14 protein-coding genes are annotated in these 15,639 nt (G+C 68.7%); all 14 read right to left on the bottom strand.

What is annotated here, in order from left to right:
* Positions 1–56: 56 nt before the first annotated feature.
* Positions 57–1,130 carry a hypothetical protein gene (locus INP52_RS06675; RefSeq protein ID WP_194370200.1) on the bottom strand — a complete coding sequence of 358 codons (1,074 nt, stop codon included), beginning with the start codon at positions 1,128–1,130 and terminating at the stop codon, positions 57–59.
* A 414-nt stretch (positions 1,131–1,544) separates the two neighbouring features.
* Positions 1,545–2,876, bottom strand: a complete 1,332-nt coding sequence (locus INP52_RS06680) for an AI-2E family transporter (RefSeq protein ID WP_194370202.1) — start codon at positions 2,874–2,876, stop codon at positions 1,545–1,547.
* A gap of 25 nt (positions 2,877–2,901) precedes the next feature.
* Entirely contained in the window at positions 2,902–3,732 is an 831-nt protein-coding gene (locus INP52_RS06685; RefSeq protein WP_194370204.1) for a SigB/SigF/SigG family RNA polymerase sigma factor, read from the bottom strand.
* Positions 3,722–4,090 (bottom strand): ATP-binding protein, encoded by a 369-nt coding sequence (locus INP52_RS06690; RefSeq protein WP_194370205.1) that lies wholly within the window; start codon positions 4,088–4,090, stop codon positions 3,722–3,724. The genes INP52_RS06685 and INP52_RS06690 overlap by 11 nt, the downstream gene beginning before the upstream one ends.
* Before the next feature lie 8 nt (positions 4,091–4,098).
* Complete coding sequence (locus INP52_RS06695) at positions 4,099–4,665, bottom strand: DUF948 domain-containing protein (RefSeq protein WP_194370207.1); 567 nt, start codon at positions 4,663–4,665, stop codon at positions 4,099–4,101.
* A gap of 57 nt (positions 4,666–4,722) precedes the next feature.
* Positions 4,723–6,072 carry a replication-associated recombination protein A gene (locus INP52_RS06700; RefSeq protein ID WP_194370209.1) on the bottom strand — a complete coding sequence of 450 codons (1,350 nt, stop codon included), beginning with the start codon at positions 6,070–6,072 and terminating at the stop codon, positions 4,723–4,725.
* Between the two features lie 321 nt (positions 6,073–6,393).
* Entirely contained in the window at positions 6,394–7,647 is a 1,254-nt protein-coding gene (locus tag INP52_RS06705) for a deoxyguanosinetriphosphate triphosphohydrolase family protein (protein ID WP_194370211.1), read from the bottom strand.
* Positions 7,648–7,775: 128 nt separating this feature from the next.
* Positions 7,776–9,632: a GNAT family N-acetyltransferase gene (locus INP52_RS06710; protein ID WP_194370213.1), complete on the bottom strand. Its 1,857-nt coding sequence runs from the start codon at positions 9,630–9,632 to the stop codon at positions 7,776–7,778.
* The gene (locus tag INP52_RS06715; RefSeq protein WP_194370215.1) at positions 9,619–10,392 is read right to left on the bottom strand and encodes a metallophosphoesterase family protein; all 774 of its coding nucleotides are present in this window, start codon (positions 10,390–10,392) and stop codon (positions 9,619–9,621) included. Before INP52_RS06715 ends, INP52_RS06710 begins: the two co-directional genes overlap by 14 nt.
* Positions 10,393–10,507: 115 nt before the next feature.
* Positions 10,508–11,035: a very short patch repair endonuclease gene (locus INP52_RS06720; RefSeq protein WP_228478288.1), complete on the bottom strand. Its 528-nt coding sequence runs from the start codon at positions 11,033–11,035 to the stop codon at positions 10,508–10,510.
* Positions 11,029–11,994: a hypothetical protein gene (locus INP52_RS06725; RefSeq protein WP_194370216.1), complete on the bottom strand. Its 966-nt coding sequence runs from the start codon at positions 11,992–11,994 to the stop codon at positions 11,029–11,031. The genes INP52_RS06720 and INP52_RS06725 overlap by 7 nt, the downstream gene beginning before the upstream one ends.
* Positions 11,995–12,100: 106 nt before the next feature.
* Complete coding sequence (locus tag INP52_RS06730) at positions 12,101–13,375, bottom strand: aminotransferase class III-fold pyridoxal phosphate-dependent enzyme (RefSeq protein WP_194370218.1); 1,275 nt, start codon at positions 13,373–13,375, stop codon at positions 12,101–12,103.
* A complete protein-coding gene (gene argB / locus INP52_RS06735; RefSeq protein ID WP_194370220.1) occupies positions 13,368–14,285 on the bottom strand; it encodes an acetylglutamate kinase in 918 nt (305 codons plus the stop codon). Before argB ends, INP52_RS06730 begins: the two co-directional genes overlap by 8 nt.
* Before the next feature lie 50 nt (positions 14,286–14,335).
* On the bottom strand, positions 14,336–15,619 hold the full coding sequence (gene argJ, locus INP52_RS06740) for a bifunctional glutamate N-acetyltransferase/amino-acid acetyltransferase ArgJ (RefSeq protein ID WP_194370222.1): 1,284 nt from the start codon (positions 15,617–15,619) through the stop codon (positions 14,336–14,338).
* Between the last annotated feature and the right edge of the window lie 20 nt (positions 15,620–15,639).

Genomic DNA, 15,639 nt, shown 5'->3' on the forward strand with positions numbered 1-15,639 from the left:
GAAGCCCTTCTTCTTGAGGTTCTTGAGGATCATCGTGCTTGACAGGCTCGGCACGGCTACGCCCCGACCAAGCCGAGGAGGTTCCTGCGGGCGGCAACGGCGTCCTCGGCGAGCGTTTCCTCCGGGGCGTTGACGATGTAGGACCAGCGCCATGCGAGGTCGTCGAGGACCTCCTGGCGGATCTCGTCCTGGTGCTCCGCGAAGACCACCATGCCCAACGGCTCGCACTCGGCGATGAAGACCTGGCCCGCGTCCTCGTCGAGCCCGACCTCTATCGAGAGAGGCTCCTTGAGCCTAATCGTCTCCCCGCCGGCCTCGAACTCGCTGACCACGACGACGCGAAGGTCCAGCTCCTCTATCCCGCTGGCGTCCTTGACGTCATCGATGTCCCCGTTGATGTCGTACCTGTAGCGGCAGTTCACCGTCATGGGCCTAAGCCGGTTAGAGACAAGCCGGTCCTCAATATCGGGATCGTAATCGACCCAGAACTTCTTCTTGCCATTGGTCGGTCTGAGGCCTATCTTCTCCGCCTCGAAGTCCACGCCCACGACCCTGGCGATGATGGAGCCGTCGATGTACTCACCGGTGGCCAGGCGCATGCTGGCGAAGTCGATCAGGTCGGCACGCTTAAGCTCGGTTCTCTCGGAGCCGTCCTCCCCGACCGCAACCGAGATCCTCTCGTTCCCCCTTGGCAGTATATTCTCGACTTCCTTGACTGCCTGGTCCCGGGCGCACCTACTGGGAATCTGGGCTGCGAGCGCTTCGGCCTCCCCATTGGAGACCGACTCTATGAGGCTGAGAGCTGGCTCGAACCCGCCCCCGGCGAAAGAGAGCCTGGCCTGGGGCTCGTCCGACTCGTCGTACAGGAGCGCCTCGGCGCAGTAGCACCCCTTTGCGGCCGGTGCCAGGTAGATGGCATGAGTCGTCTTCCCCTCAGACGGTTTGGGCCGAGAGGCACGCTTGTCGTCGGGATCATATGACTTCTCGTCGGAGACAATGTTAAGTAACGTGTCATACCCATCCAGCATCTCCTTGAGCCTCTTGAACGAGATCTCGTCCCCGATCCCATCCGTGGAGACGTGGATGGACATCCTGTCAATGAGCCGGCGTTCTCTCGGTGAATCGCCCATCTTTGGCACCTCCCCCCATCAGGTGGCTACGAATATAGGCCACTTGCGTCCACACATGGCATTGCGGCACGAAAATGCCCCTCCCCGCACGAGGCGAGGAGGGGCATCTTTGCGTGCATGTGCATTGTGCCCCGGATTTCTGGCCCCGGGGCTAGCCGTCGCCGATTCTCCGACCTCCGCGTATAGCCGATGTGCTGGACGACATCCACCACGAGTTAGCAAGCGAACACAGGCTGGTGGCCATTGTAGCACGCCTTGGCCCTCCTCCGCGCATGCCCGCGCGATCCCCACCCGCCCGCCACAGGCCGCGCGGGCGGCAGCCTCGCGCGCGGCTCGTCCGCCAGCGCCGTCAGTTGTAGAACCCCTCGCGCCTCAGGTACTCCTGCAAGGCCAGGACGGTGTAGCGCGCCGCAGCTAGCGACGCTCGTCGCCGCCCCCGCGCCGCCAGCGCGAGAGCCAGCGCGCCGCGCGGTCCCGGACGCGCGGGGGCCGGGGAGTCGCCGTGGCCGCAGGCTGCGCGTCCGAGTCCGCGTCCGTGGGGCCCACGCTGAAGCCAGCGTCACCCAAGGCATCCGCCGCGGGCGCGGGAGCTCCCGCGGCGTCGACGAAGGGGGTTCCCTTGAACAGAGCGCCGTCGTAGGAGACGAGCTGAGTCTTGGTCCTCGACTCGAAGAAGAAGACGAAGAGGCTCTTGGCGACCGCGGTCAGGGGGATCGCGATGATCATGCCCACGGTGCCCAGCAGGGTGGAGCCGAGCACGATCGCGGTGAGCGTGAGCACGGGGTGGATCTGCATGGTCGACTGGTTGATCTTGGGCACGATGAGGTTGTCGGTGACGTTTTGCGCGACGACGGCGGCCACGAGGGTCCAAAACGCCATGGAGGGGCTGTAGAAGAGCGCCACGACGGTGGCGATGGCGGCCGAGACCGCCGGTCCCACCACCGGCACGAAGTTCAGCACGCCCGAGATAACGCCCATGACGCCCGCATAGGGATGGCCCGCGAGCGAGAAGCCCACGAACGCGAGCGTGCCCTGGATGAGCGAGTCGATCACCGTCGTGCGCAGATAGCCGCCCACGGAGCGCGAGATGACGGCGACCACGAGGCGGTAGTCGCCCGCGCGGCCCTCGCCGAGCACGCGGCAGATCTCGTCGTTGATGCGCGGGTAGTCGCAGGCGATCCAGTACGCGAGGACGAGTCCCAGAAACGCGACGAAGAGCGCGGAGGCGAGGTTGCTCACGGCCGGCACCAGGCCGGTACCCACGGCCGACAGTAGGCTCGAGACCAGCTTGGTGAGCAGGCTCTGCAGGGAGTCGACCATCGAGGAGACCTCGACGTACTGGCCGATCGTCTGAAAGACCTCATAGTCCTGCTGGAGGTTGGTGAACCACGTCCCCATCTCGGCGATGCGGGCGGGCAAGTCGCTCAGAAGCTCGGTCATCTGGGAGACGAACAGGGGGACGAGCAGGGCGAACAGCAGGACCACGCCCAGCGCCACCACCACGATTCCCACGAGCGCCGCCGCGGAGCGCGGCACGCGATGGCGCGCGAGCAGGCTCACGAGCGGGGTGGCCACGTAGGCCACGACGCAGCCGACCGCGAGAAAGACGAGCACGCTCGAGACCTTGCCCAGGACGAAGAGGGCCACGCTGGCAAGGGCGACGAGGCCGACGAGGGTCCATACCTTGGTGCAGGCCAGACGAGCGCGTCGGGCGCGGGCGGCAGCACAGGGGTCATCGTGGTCCATGGGCTCCTCTTCTTTGGCCTGGCCCCTAGGGAGCGAGCAGTCCCTCGGGGTCGATCTTGTCCTGTATGCGCCTCAGGGTCCTGCGCAGGAGGCGCGAGACCTGCACCTGCGAGACGCCCAGGTGCTCGGCGATCTCCACCTGGGTGAGGCCCTCGACGAAGCGCATCCTGATGACGTCCTGCTCGCGCGGCGAGAAGTCGGCGATGGCCTCCTCGAGCACGATGCGGTCGTCAGAGGCGGCTAGGTCGGCGTCCTCCGTCGCGTAGCGGTCGATGACCGAGGGCGCCTCGTCGTCGTCAGACGAGCCGCCGCCCTCGAGCGGCACCGAGCTGTAGGCGCTCGATGACTCCATGGCCTCGAGGACCTCGTCAACGCTCACGTCGAGGTGCTCGGCGATCTCGGCCACCGAGGGGCTTCTCTGCAGCTGGTTGGTGAGCTCGTCGTTGGTCCGGTTGACCTTGGCGGAGAGCTCCTGCAGGCGGCGCGGCACGCGCACCGACCAGCCCTTGTCGCGGAAGTGGCGCTTGATCTCGCCCATGATCGTGGGCGTGGCGTACGTGGTGAACTCGAGGCCGCGCTCGGGGTCGAAGCGGTCGATGGCCTTGATGAGGCCGATGGTGCCCACCTGGACGAGGTCCTCGAGGGACTCTCCGCGGTTCTTGAACTTGGAGGCGAGGAAGCGCACCAGGTTGAGATGGCTCACGATGAGCTGCTCGCGGGCCTCCTCGTCGCCCCCCTGCTTGAAGCGCCGGAAGAGCTCGCGGGTGCGGCCTTTGTCCCAAGCGGCCTTGCCCTCGGGGATGCGCCGCGAGATGCGCGGGGGGGCGGTCTTCTCGGCGAGGTCCCTAGGCGGCATGGGCATCGCCCGCCCGCTTGGCGAGGTGCAGGGTGCGCCCGTCCTCGGAGAGGCTGAACTCGTCGCACACCGCCGAGAGGAGCACCTCCACGAGCTCGATCGACTCTCCGGCGGGCTCGTCGGTGCCCAGCGAGAAGTCCATCGCGATGGCGCCCGACGAGAGCGCGAAGGTGACGCCCAGCTCAGAGGGGGCCGTGGCGCAGGCGTAGACGAAGCCCTCCTCGGCGACCATGCGGACGTCCTCGACGTCCTCGACGCCCATGCCGCAGCAGACGGCAAGGCTCGAGGCCATCATGCGCACCGGGCGCGCGAAGTCCGCCTCGGCGGGGACGCTCAGCTTCACGTTCTTCTCTTCCATCATCTCTCCTACTCGGCGTCCGCGGGGGCGCTCGTCGTGGTGTTCTTCTCGTCGGGTCTGGCGTCGGAGGCGGGCGTGGCGGAGGCGGCGTCGCCGTAGTCAACATAGCGCGCCTCGTCATGGCCGTCGAGGGCGCTGGCGTCGGAGCCCGACAGGCGGGCGCCGGGCTTCTGCTTGCCCACACCGCCCCCGAGCTTGGAGACGACGCTGGCCACGCCGGAGGCGGCGGACTCGGCGGCATGGCCGACCGCGTCGGTGACGCTCGAGGCGGCCCCGGAGACGGCCGAGACGTCCGCGAGAATGGCGTTGACGCGCTCGAGGGAGACGTTGGCCGAGCTGACGGCGACATCGGCCTTCTCGACGATCGGCGTAACCCCCTTGATGGCGGGCTCGAGCTCGTCGGCCATGCCGTCGAGCTTGGCCACGATGGGCTGGGTCTGCTCGATGACCTCGTTGGCCGAGGCGGTGACCTCGTCGATGCTGCGGCGCGCGCCACGCACCGTGAGGGCCAGCTCGGCCACCGCCCACACGGCCACGCAGACAAGAACCAGAAGCGCTATGTCCAGATAGCTCATTGCGCCCTCCTTTGAGCGTCTCGCTTGATGCGGGCGTCGCCCACACGTTCGTTCATTCTACCCAACCGGGGGATCTTCGTTCTGGTCCGCCTGGGCGCAGTCTCGCCCGATGGCCTCCTCGCGCCAGGCCTCCCAGCCGCGCGGGCTCGGGCGGTAGAAGCCGCCGCGCTCGAGTCCCTCGGGTAGGTAGCGCTGGCTCACCCAGCCGGCCGGGTAATTGTGGGGGTAGAGGTAGGGGCCGTACTCGTCGGCGCCGGGGCGATGACGGTCGCGCAGATGGCTGGGCACCTCGCGACGCGGACCCGAGCGCACCTCGGAAAGGGCGGCGTCGATGCCGGCCTCCGCCGCGTTGGACTTGGGCGCGAGCGCGAGGTAGCACGCGGCCTGCGCGAGGTTGATGCGGCACTCGGGCAGGCCGATGACCTCGGTGGCCCGAAAGGCCGCCTCGGCCACGAGCAGCGCCTGCGGATCGGCGTTGCCCACGTCCTCCGAGGAGCAGATCATGATGCGCCTCGCGATGAACTTAGGGTCCTCGCCCGCGTCGAGCATGCGCGCGAGCCAGTAGAGCGCCGCGTCCGGGTCGCTGCCCCGCATCGACTTGATGAACGCCGAGATGACGTCGTAGTGCACGTCACCGGACTTGTCGTAGGGCAGGCCCCGGCGCGGGTTGGCCTCGCGCACGTGCTCGGGGCCAATGACGGCCGGCTCACCGGGAGCGGCGTCGGGATCGGGGTCGACCATCTGGCTCGCGAGCTCGAGCGAGGTGAGGGCCGCGCGGCCGTCCCCGGCCGAGAGGGTCACGATCTCCCGCTCGGCGTCCCCGCTGAGCTCGAAGGCCCCCCCGAGGCCGCGCTCGGAGGCGCAGGCGCGCTCGAGCAGGGTGCGAATGGAGTCATCGTCCAGCGGCTGGAGCTCCACGACGCGGCTACGGCTGATGAGCGCCGAGTTGACCTCGAAGTAGGGGTTCTCGGTCGTAGCGCCCACCAGGACCACGGTCCGGTCCTCGACGGCATGCAGAAGGGCGTCTTGCTGGCCGCGGTTGAAGCGGTGAATCTCGTCGACGAACAGGATCGTGCGCCGGCCGTAGGAGATGAGGCGGCTCTCGGCGGCCTCTATCTCGCGCCTGAGGTCCTTGACCGTGCCCGTGACGGCGCTGACCTCCACGAACTCTGCGTGCGTGGTGTGGGCGATGATCCGTGCGAGCGTGGTCTTGCCCGTGCCGGCCGGGCCGAAGAGCAGAACCGACGAGAGCGTGTCATGCTCGATGGCACGCCTGAGCCAGCTGCCGGGCCCCACGGCCCGCTCCTGGCCGACGAAGCCGTCGAGCGTGGTGGGACGCATGCGGACCGCAAGAGGCGCGTTGTCGTCTTTGCGCGCGCTCTCGATGTGCGTGAACAAGGTATCCATGGAAGCAATGGTACGTCATGCGGGCACGGCGCGGGACGGGACGGACGGGGACGGACGGGGACGGGGACGGACGCCACGACAGATTGCCGCTCGTGTGCGCTCACGCGGATTGGGACGGTGGATTGGGGCGCTTTTTTGATGCACGGTCCTTCTCGACAGAGAGTTTTCCCAGGTGGCGAGAAGTGCATGCGCCCTGAAGCGGCCAACTTCCTCGTTGAGCCTCAAAAACACGCCCCAATCCTGGCCGCGGCGGAGATGTGACGACAGGGCACAGCAGCCAAGACGGTGCACCGAGAAGGCCGCCAACCCGACGCCGCCCCCTTACGGTCGAACGCCGGTGAAGTAGCCGCGCTGGGGGAAGAGGCTCCGGGCGTCGGGGAAGGCGGCCTCGCAGGTGGCCACGAAGTAGTCGTCGGTCATCGAGGAGATGAAGTCCACGACCGTGCGGTCGGGGTCGCCCTCCCAGTCGTAGGTGCGCCCGTAGAAGGCGAGGCGCCGCTCGAGCGGGCGGATGTGGTGCGCGAAGATGGCTGCGGACTCGTCGCCGGCCTCCAGCGCGTCCAGCTCATGGGCATACAGCCTGGCGAAAAGCTCGCGCATCGGCACGGAGAAGTCCCCGTTGACCTCGCCCGCGCCGTAGATCTTCTCGTAGTTCTCGCGCTTGGCGCGGCGCATCTCGGCAAAGCCCTCCTCGCTCATCTCGACGCGGTCCTTGCCCACGCTGTGCTCCACGACGTCGGCGACGAAGGCCGAGAGGGCCCAGGCGTTGTAGGCACCGCCCAGTCCGTCGTCGAAGGTGTCCTCGGAGCACAGGCCGCACGCGATCGCGTCCTGGCGATCCTTGCCCACGTAGGCAATGATGTCCGAGACGCGCACCACGCAGCCCTCGAGCGTCATGGGGCGCAGGTGGCTGATCTCCTCGTCGCCGAGCTCCCAGCACGACTCGACCACGCGGTCGAAGGTGTCGAACTCGGCCAGCCCGCTCGTCTCGAAGACCTGCTGCTCGAACTCGCCGTTGTGGCAGATCGCGCCGTCCAAGGTCTGGAGGCTGATGTTGCGGCCGGCGAGCTGGTCGAGCACGCGCACGCTCTGGACGTTGTGGAAGAACCAGCGGCCGCGACGCTCGTGGTAGACGTCCGACAAGAACCGCTCCCCGGCGTGGCCGAACGGGGTGTGGCCGATGTCGTGGCCCAGGGCGATGGCCTCGATGAGGTCCAGGTTGAGCCCGAGGGCGCGCCCGACGTCGCGCGAGACGCGGGCGACGAGCTGCACGTGCAGGCCGCGGCGGGTCAGGTCGTCGTTCGCGCGAAACGAGAAGACCTGCGTCTTTCCGGCCAGGCGGTTATAGGCGGGCAGGTGCACGATCTTCTCGGAGTCGCGCACGAAGGCGGGGCGCACGCAGGTGTCGCGGTCGCGCTCGCAGGCGTCGCGGCGAATGGCCGAGGCGTCGTGGCAGGCGAAGGGCGACAGGGCGCCCGATCGGATGCGCTCGCTCACCAGGCGCGTCGCCTCGTCCGAGAGCCTCCCGGTGAGACCGGGCGCGAGCCTGTTGCGCTTCTCCTCTTTCTGTGCCATCTGGTGCCAGCCTCTCTGCCCCGCACGGGCGCGACCGTTGTCCTTGCGTGCCACGGGCGACGGGGGTCCCGTGGACCCGCGCGCCCCACCTCTTTGTACTGTACCCACACGAACAGCCTACGGCACCCCTAGGACACAAACCACAGCTGGTCGGCGGGCCTGACCTCACCGCCCACCGCACGCATGAGGGCGAGCGAGGCGGCGTTGTCGGGCCAGACCTCGGCCCAGGCCGTCCAGCCGCGGGCGTGCGCGCGGGCCGCCTGGGCGAGCAGGAGCTGCGTGCCCCATCCCGCGCGGCGATGGCCCCTGAACACCTCGAGCATGCCCATCGATCCCTCGGGGTGCTCGCCGACGAACCCCACGAGCCGGCCGTCCTCGAAGCCGCCGAGGAGCGCGCCCCCCGCGAGCGCCCGCTCGAGCTCACCGGGCGAGAGGTACTCCACGTGCGCATAGTGCGCTCGGATGGAGTCGGCATAGGAGGGCGTGAGCACGCGGACGTCGCGACGTGGGCCCGACGGGCGCGACGCGCCCGCAAGGATCACCAGATGACAGGGGCGCGCTGCGGACCCGAGGGTGCGCGCGATCTCGCGGGCGAGCGCAGCGCCGCCGCAGACGCAGGTCACACCCGCGTGCGGCCGGCCCAGACACGTGAGGGCACGGCGCGCGAGCGCGCGGTCGCGCGCCCAGACGAGCCTCGAGCCGTCCGAGACCTCCGCCACGAGTGCGTCCCTCTGGGCGAAGAGCACCTCGGCGATCCCGCGCCGCAGGCACTCCGCCAGGGGGAAGGCAACGTCTCCGGCGGCCTCGGCGAACTCGAGGCCCCGGGCTCGACGCGTCTCGGGGGGGTCGGCCGTGGCGTCCATCACGAAGCCGAGGCGCTCGGCGACCATCTTCTGGCCAGCGGGGCCGGGGTGGTCGGAACCGTCCGCGAGCAGCTCCGCCAGGTCCTTTGGCCCGCGGTCAAGCAGGGCCGAGCCCTCGACGAGGCGCATCTGGGGATGGGCGGCACAGGCGGAGCGAATCAGGTCGTCCACGACCGCAAAGCAGCTCGCGGGATGCGTGGGGTAGCGATCCTCGAGGTGAGGGAGGGTCGTGAGCACCCAGATGGGAACCGCGGGAAACGCCCCGGAGAGCTCGGCGAGAAAGCCCCGCACGTCGCGCTCGACGCGCGACGCCTGGCAGGGCTCGTAGCGGTAGTTCTCCCCCAGCTCGACGATGATGGACTCCGGTCGCACGCACCCGCTCAGGCCCCGGAGGGTTCCCGGCTGGAAGACCTGCCCGCCCACCCCCTGGTTCACGAGGTCCAGGTCCCTGCGCGCCGCGAGCAGCGCCGGCCAGTTGCAACCGGGGTCGTGGGCCACGTAGCCCTGGGCGAGGGAGTCCCCGAGCACGAGCAGGTCCGCACGGGCGCCCACGGATTCCAGGTAGGTGCCGTCAGCGCGCACGCGACCCAACAAGCACGAGGTCAGACACGGAAGCCACACACGCACACGATGCGGCTCCCCCATTCCGGGAAGGCGCTGCTGACCAACCGTGGGCGCGCCCTCAGGGTCGTCGAGGTCCCAGCTCACGCGACCTCTCTCGTCAGGCAGGGCGAGGGGCAGGCGATGACCGTCGACCTCCGCCGAGAGCCCGTCATAGGGTCCGCCGGGCGCATGCCCCCAGGAGCGCACGTCGGCGATGACGGAGCGCGTGCCGCGTGGGGGCTCGTCGAGGGCCACCTCGACCGTGACGCGGCTGGCATCGGTCTCGAACTCGAGCGCGATGCCCGACGTACAGGCGGCGAGCTGGCGATAGTAGCCCGGATGCCAGGCCCGGACGCTCGCGAGGGCACGCAGCTGCCCCGGGAGGAAGCGGCTCGGGCGCGCGCGACCGTCCGCATCAACGCGCACGTCAAGTGCCCCGTGCAAGAGGCACGCCGCGTCCACGCTCATCTCTGTGGCCCCGGGACCCTCCTCGCGTCGCGTGGCGCTACTCCCCCTCACGAACCGGCTCGTAGAACTCCTCGCCGTCGTCGAGGCGCAAGACGAGCACCTGACCCATGCCCGCGCCGCCGGCCGCGGCGCAGTCCACGTCCCAGCGGTCACCTCCCACGCGCACCATGCGCGCGAGGCCGTCTTCACCCAATGCAGGCCTATCGAGGTCGTGGGTCATGCGGTCCAGATAGGGCGTCGGCGTGTGACCGCACACCACGATCGGACCCGCGGCGTCAGATCCCGCGAGGCCCGCGCGGGCGCCCCAGAAGTCCTCCCGGATCCAGAGCAGGTCCTCGGGGTCCTGCCGGACAAGAAATCCCTTGACGGACGCGTCATCCCACGAGGGGGGACGCGGCAGGTCCAGACGAACGCCGGCATGGACGAAGAGGTAGAGGAGCTCCCCCACCCGCGTCCACGCCCAGCGCGGCAGGGCCCGAACCCAACCGACGAGCTCGTCGGCATCTTCCTTTGGAAGCGCGTCCAAAGCGTCCGAGGTGATCGAGCCCCCGTTGATTCCCCAGTTCATGGCCGCGCTGCCGTCTTCCGGGTCGTCCAGATAGGAGAGCATCAGGTCCTCGTGGTTGCCCATGAGCACGCACACGTGGGGAAGTGAGCGCACGACGGCGATGACCCCCACCGGGTCAGGACCGCGATCGATCATGTCTCCTAGACAGAAGACGCGGTCGTCAGAGGTCGGCGAGACGCGCTCGAGGACGCGCTCGAGCGCTGCCCGGTGTCCGTGCACGTCCGAGAAGACATAGGTGGACATGGGGTGCATCCTTTCTTCTCTCATCCACGACACGGGATGCGAGCTGCGAATCATTTCCGCATAGCCTACCACCGTGATGCTCAGAAGACCAGTTGCGGACGCACGCGCGAACCCGTTACCTGCGCCTGCCAAACCGCTCGCGCGCACGGCCCAGCCTCCAGGCGGCGGGAGAACCGACCTCTATAAGACGACCCGGACGCCTAGGCCCCGCGGCGCGATGGACCTCGCAGACGACCTCCTCCATCGTCTGGTCGAGGCAGCCCGGCTTGAGGCGGCACTCCCACACCACCAGGACCGTCCAGCCCGCCTCTATCAGGAGCGCGTTATCACGTGCGTCGCGGGCGCGGTTGCGCGCGAACTTCTCCTCCCAGAACTGCGTGTGGGACTTGGGCACGGACGGCGTGCAGTGCGGGCAGCGATGCCAGAAGCAGCCGTGCACGAAGATGGCCACCCGGCGGCCCACGAAACAGACGTCGGGATGGCCCGGGACGCCCTTCCAGTGGATTCGATAGCCCGTGAGCCCGCGGGCGCGCAGCTCGGCGCGAACCATGAGCTCGGGCTTGGTGTTCTTGCTTCGATTGGCCTGCATGACGTGGCGCACGGCCACGGAGGAGGCCGCAGGCGCGGTCGAGCGAGCTACCACGCGAACGGCGCGTCGGGCGCCGCGTGCGCCCCCTCGAAGTTCACGTCACCCGTGAGCGCGCGGGCACGCTCGAGGTCGAACCCATCCGAGAAGAGCTCGTCTAGGGTGCCCAACACCTTGGCCTGAGCGCCCTCGTAGAGGTCCCAGAAGCTCGCACGGCTCTTCTCGTGGGTGAAGGGGTTCTCCCAGGCGTCGTGGTCGCGGTTGTCGAAGTCCGAGGTCTCGGAAGCGCGCGCCCGATGCGACATGGCGCACACGAGCGAGAACGGGCGTCTTCTCACTGCGCGCTCGACGCGCCCCAAAGCGCCGCGCTTGCGTCCGCTCGGGGAATCGAGCACGCGCTGCACCAGGCGAAACTCATGGACCGCCACCGAGAAGGCCCGGGGGTCGATGGCACGCGCGTAGACCCATAGGGCCACGTAGAAGTAGAGCTTGTTGACGGCGTCGAGCACCGGCCAGCTGGCCATGAGGACCCGCTCATGCGGACGGTAGCGCTCGACGGTGCGGCCCTTGAGCGTGAAGAGGACCATCTCGTCGAGGTCCCGTTCGACCTCGGCATGGACCTCGGAGGCGACGCGCTCGTCGAGCCCCTTGACCCCTGCGGAGGTGAGGTCGTGCTGCCAGTGGTAGACGAGGGGATGAACCGCGGAGTCGAGCTGCCAGTGACAGGCGAAGCCCGCCGCGTAGGCCTTGGCGATCTGGCGCTGACGGCCCTCCAAGCGCTCGGCGGCCTCGCGCATGGCGAGCAGCAGGGCCGCAGGCCGGGCGGTGTGCATGGCGCGCGAGAGCAGTACCCACTTGGACATGAGCGGGTCGATCACGAGGTACAGGAGGGGGTCCGGCCCCTGGTTGCCCAGGAGAAACGCATCCCTCTCGTCGACGGAGCGAAAGCCGAGCAGGTCGGAGGCATCGTCGAAGACGCCGCGTCCAAAGAAGTCATGGGTCAGGATGGCAGGCATGGCAGACCTTTCGTCTTGTGTGCTGCCCTGATTATGCCCCATGGGAAGCAGGTGGGCGCACCGGGGTCCGAGTCCACACAGCCCGCGGCGGTCTCACTCCTAAGGATCACACGTGGCGGGCGAGAAGGACCTCGAGGCGGTCGCACGCCTCGTCGACCTCGGCGCGGCTGATCACGAGGGGCGGCAGGAAGCGCAGGATGGAGTCGCCGATGTGGTTGAGGACCAGGCCCGCGGCCAGGCCCTCGTCCACGAGCTCACCGGCTATCGGCAGGTCGAGCTGGGCCGCGCGCATGAGGCCGTGGCCGCGCACCTCGCTCACGTGGTCCATCGCCGCCAGGCGTCTACGCAGCTGGCGACCCACCTCGAGCACGTGCTCGCCCATGTTCTCGGAGACCAGGAGCCCGACGGTCGCGCGACCGGCCGCGCAGGCCAGCGCGTTGCCACCGAAGGTGGAGCCGTGGTCGCCGGGGCCCATGAGGTCGGCCACCTCGGCGCGGGCGGAGACGGCGCCCATGGGAAAGCCGTCGGCGATGCCCTTGGCCATGCTGACCACGTCCGGCTCTATGCCGGAGCGCTGGTAGCAGAAGGGCGAGCCGCAGCGAAAGAAGCCGGTCTGGACCTCGTCCACCATGAGCAGGACGTCGTTCTTGTCGCAGAGGTCGCGGACAGCGCGCAGGTAGTCGTAGTCGGCGTTCCACACGCCCCCCTCGCCCTGGACGCACTCGAGCAGGACGGCGCAGACGGGGCCCGTCTGCTCGCTCGGATGCTCGAGCGCCGCGGCCAGGGCGTTCGCGTCGTTGAACGGCACGGCGGCGAATCCGGCCGGCAGCGGCCGGAAGCTCTGGTGAAACGCCTCCTGCCCCGTGGCCGCGAGCGTGGCCAGGGTACGTCCGTGGAAGCTCTTGCAGGCCGTGAGAATGCCCGATGCGCCGTTGAGCTTCTTCTCGCCCCAGCGCCGCGCGACCTTGAAGGCTCCCTCGTTGGCCTCGGCTCCCGAGTTGGCAAAGAAGGTCTGCCAGGTCGTTCCCGTGGACCCCACGCAGTGACCGCCCTCGTCGGTGGTCGTGGACAAGAAGCCCGAGAGAGCGCGGGCGAGCTCGTTGCGATTCTCGACGTAGAAGTAGTTGCCTACCTGCCAGACGTTCCTCAGCTGCTCGGTCAGGGCCAGGGCCACCTGGGGATTTGCGTGTCCCAGGCTCGCACAGCCGATGCCGCCGAGCATGTCGAGGTAGTCGTTGCCCGCAGAGTCCGTGAGCGTGGCCCCGTGCCCGGAGACGAACTCGATGGGCAGGCGGGCGTAGGTGTGCATGAGGTAGGTGGCGTCGTCGGCGGCGACCTGGGGAGGCACGGTCGCAAAGGGGGCGTCGTTCGTGTTAGACATTCGAGCTCCTCTCGAGGGACCCGGAGGGCCCGGGTTCGTCCTGCGTGAATAGGGTACCGCAGCCTGCGTCCGTATATATCTCGAGCAGCAGCGCGTGAGGGAAGGTCCCGTTGACGATGACGACCTCGCGGACGCCCGAATCGAGCGCGTCGGCAATCGAGCGGACCTTGGGAATCATGCCGCCGTCAAGGGAGTCTGAGGCGAGAAGCTCATGGGTCTCGGAGCGCGTGAGGTTTGCCACGAGCGAGTCCTCGTCGCAGACGTCACGGTACAGCCCGTCGACGTCAGTGAGGTAGATGAGCTTGTCGGCATTCATGGCTTCGGCAATCTTGCCAGCGGCCGCGTCTGCGTTGACGTTGTAGAAGCCGTCGGCGCCGCAGCCCACGCTCGCGACGACGGGCGTGTAGCCGTCCTCGAGGACCGTCTCGATGAGCTCGCAGCTCACCTCGCGGATGCGGCCCACGCGGCCCAGCTCGGGGTCGGCGGGCTCGGCCTGGAGGGTCTTGCCGTCCGCACCCGAGATGCCCACGGCGTTGTGGCCGAACTCGTTCAGGGCCCAGACTAGATGCTGGTTGACCCGGCCCACGAGGACCTCCTGGACCACCTCCATGGTGGCGTCGTCGGTCACGCGCAGTCCGTCCTTAAAGCTCACGGGCAGGTTGAGGTCGGTGAGAAGGGAGTTTATCGCCTTGCCGCCGCCGTGCACGAGCACGACCCTGATGCCCATGAGCTTGAGCAGCTCGATGTCGGAGACGACCTGGCGGCACAGGTCGTCATCCTCCATGGCCGAGCCGCCGTACTTGATGACGAAGGTCTTGCCGGACATCTGGCTGATCCAGGGCAGCGCCTCGGTGAGGGTCTCGACCTTGGACCGGGCCAGGTCGCGCTGCCTCCTATCGCGCTTCTGCATATCTTCCTCCGGGTTGTGAGCTTGGGACGCGAGACGAATGAACCGTACGCCTACGTGCGGTAGTCCCCGTTGATGGTCACGTAGTCGTGGGTGAGATCGCAGGTCCAGACGCGCGTGTGGGCGCTTCCCTGCCCCAAGTTCACGGTAATGACGATCTCGGGTGCCTCGAAGCGGCGGAGCATGTCCTCCTCGTCCATGGGAACCGTGAGACCACCGCGGCACACGGGTACGCCCATGAAGTCGATGTCGACCTGAGCCTGGTCAAAGGCCACGCCGCTCTTGCCGGCTGCCGCCGCGACGCGCCCCCAGTTGGCGTCGTGGCCAAAGATCGCCGTCTTCACGAGAGGCGAGTTGGCGATCGCGCGCGCCGCCGCGTCGGCATCCCGCTCGTCTGCGGCCCCCGTGACGTTGACGGTCACGAGCTTGGTCGCACCCTCCCCGTCTGCGGCGATCTGGCGCGCAAGCTCGGAGCAGGTGCGCTCGAGCGCGGCTGCCACGACGGGAAAGGCGGGGTGATTGAGGTCAACCTTCTCGCCGCCGGCCGCACCCGTGGCAAGAAGGAAGCATGAGTCGTTCGTGGAGGTGTCCGAGTCAACCGTCACCTTGTTGAACGTGGCGCGCACGGCGGCGAGGAGCGCCTCGTGGGCCGCCTCAGACGTGAGCGGGGCGTCCGTGGAGAGCACGGCCAGCATGGTGGCCATGGTGGGCTGGATCATGCCGGACCCCTTGGCGAAGCCTCCCACGTGAACGCGCAGGGGCTCGCCTGAGCGCTGGGGCACGTCGCCCGAGAAGGACACCTCCTTGGCATGGGTGTCGGTGGTCATCACGGCCGAGGCCGCATCGTGAGCAGCGGCCGCATTGGGCGCGAGGGCGGCCGCGGCGACGGGCACGCCGGTCTCGTAGGGAGCGAGCGGCAGCGGCACCCCTATGACGCCCGTCGAGGCAATGAGCACCTCCTCGGCGGCGCACCCCAGCTCATGGGCCACGAGCTCGGCCCCGCGAGCCGCGGCCGCCAGCCCCGGCTTCCCCGTGGCCGCGTTGGCGTTTCCGGAGTTAAGCACCACGGCGCGGGCGCGGCCGGCGCGGGCGCGCTCGCGACTCAGCGCGACGGGAGCGGCGCAGAAGCGATTGGTGGTGAAGGTGGCGGTGGCCACGCAGGTCTTCTCGGCAGCAACGAGCGCGAGGTCAAGACGGTGGGGGTTCCTGCGAAACCCGGCCGAGACGCCGGAGGCGCGGATGCCGGAGGCGGCGCAGACGCCGCCCGCGCAGGCGACAAAGCCCGCGTCCTCCGAGGCGTCTGCGCAAGATGACACGTGAATAGGTTCAAGGTTCATGAGGGTACCTCTCGACGCGA

It is taken from the genome of Thermophilibacter immobilis (genome assembly GCF_015277515.1).
Classification (GTDB): domain Bacteria; phylum Actinomycetota; class Coriobacteriia; order Coriobacteriales; family Atopobiaceae; genus Thermophilibacter; species Thermophilibacter immobilis.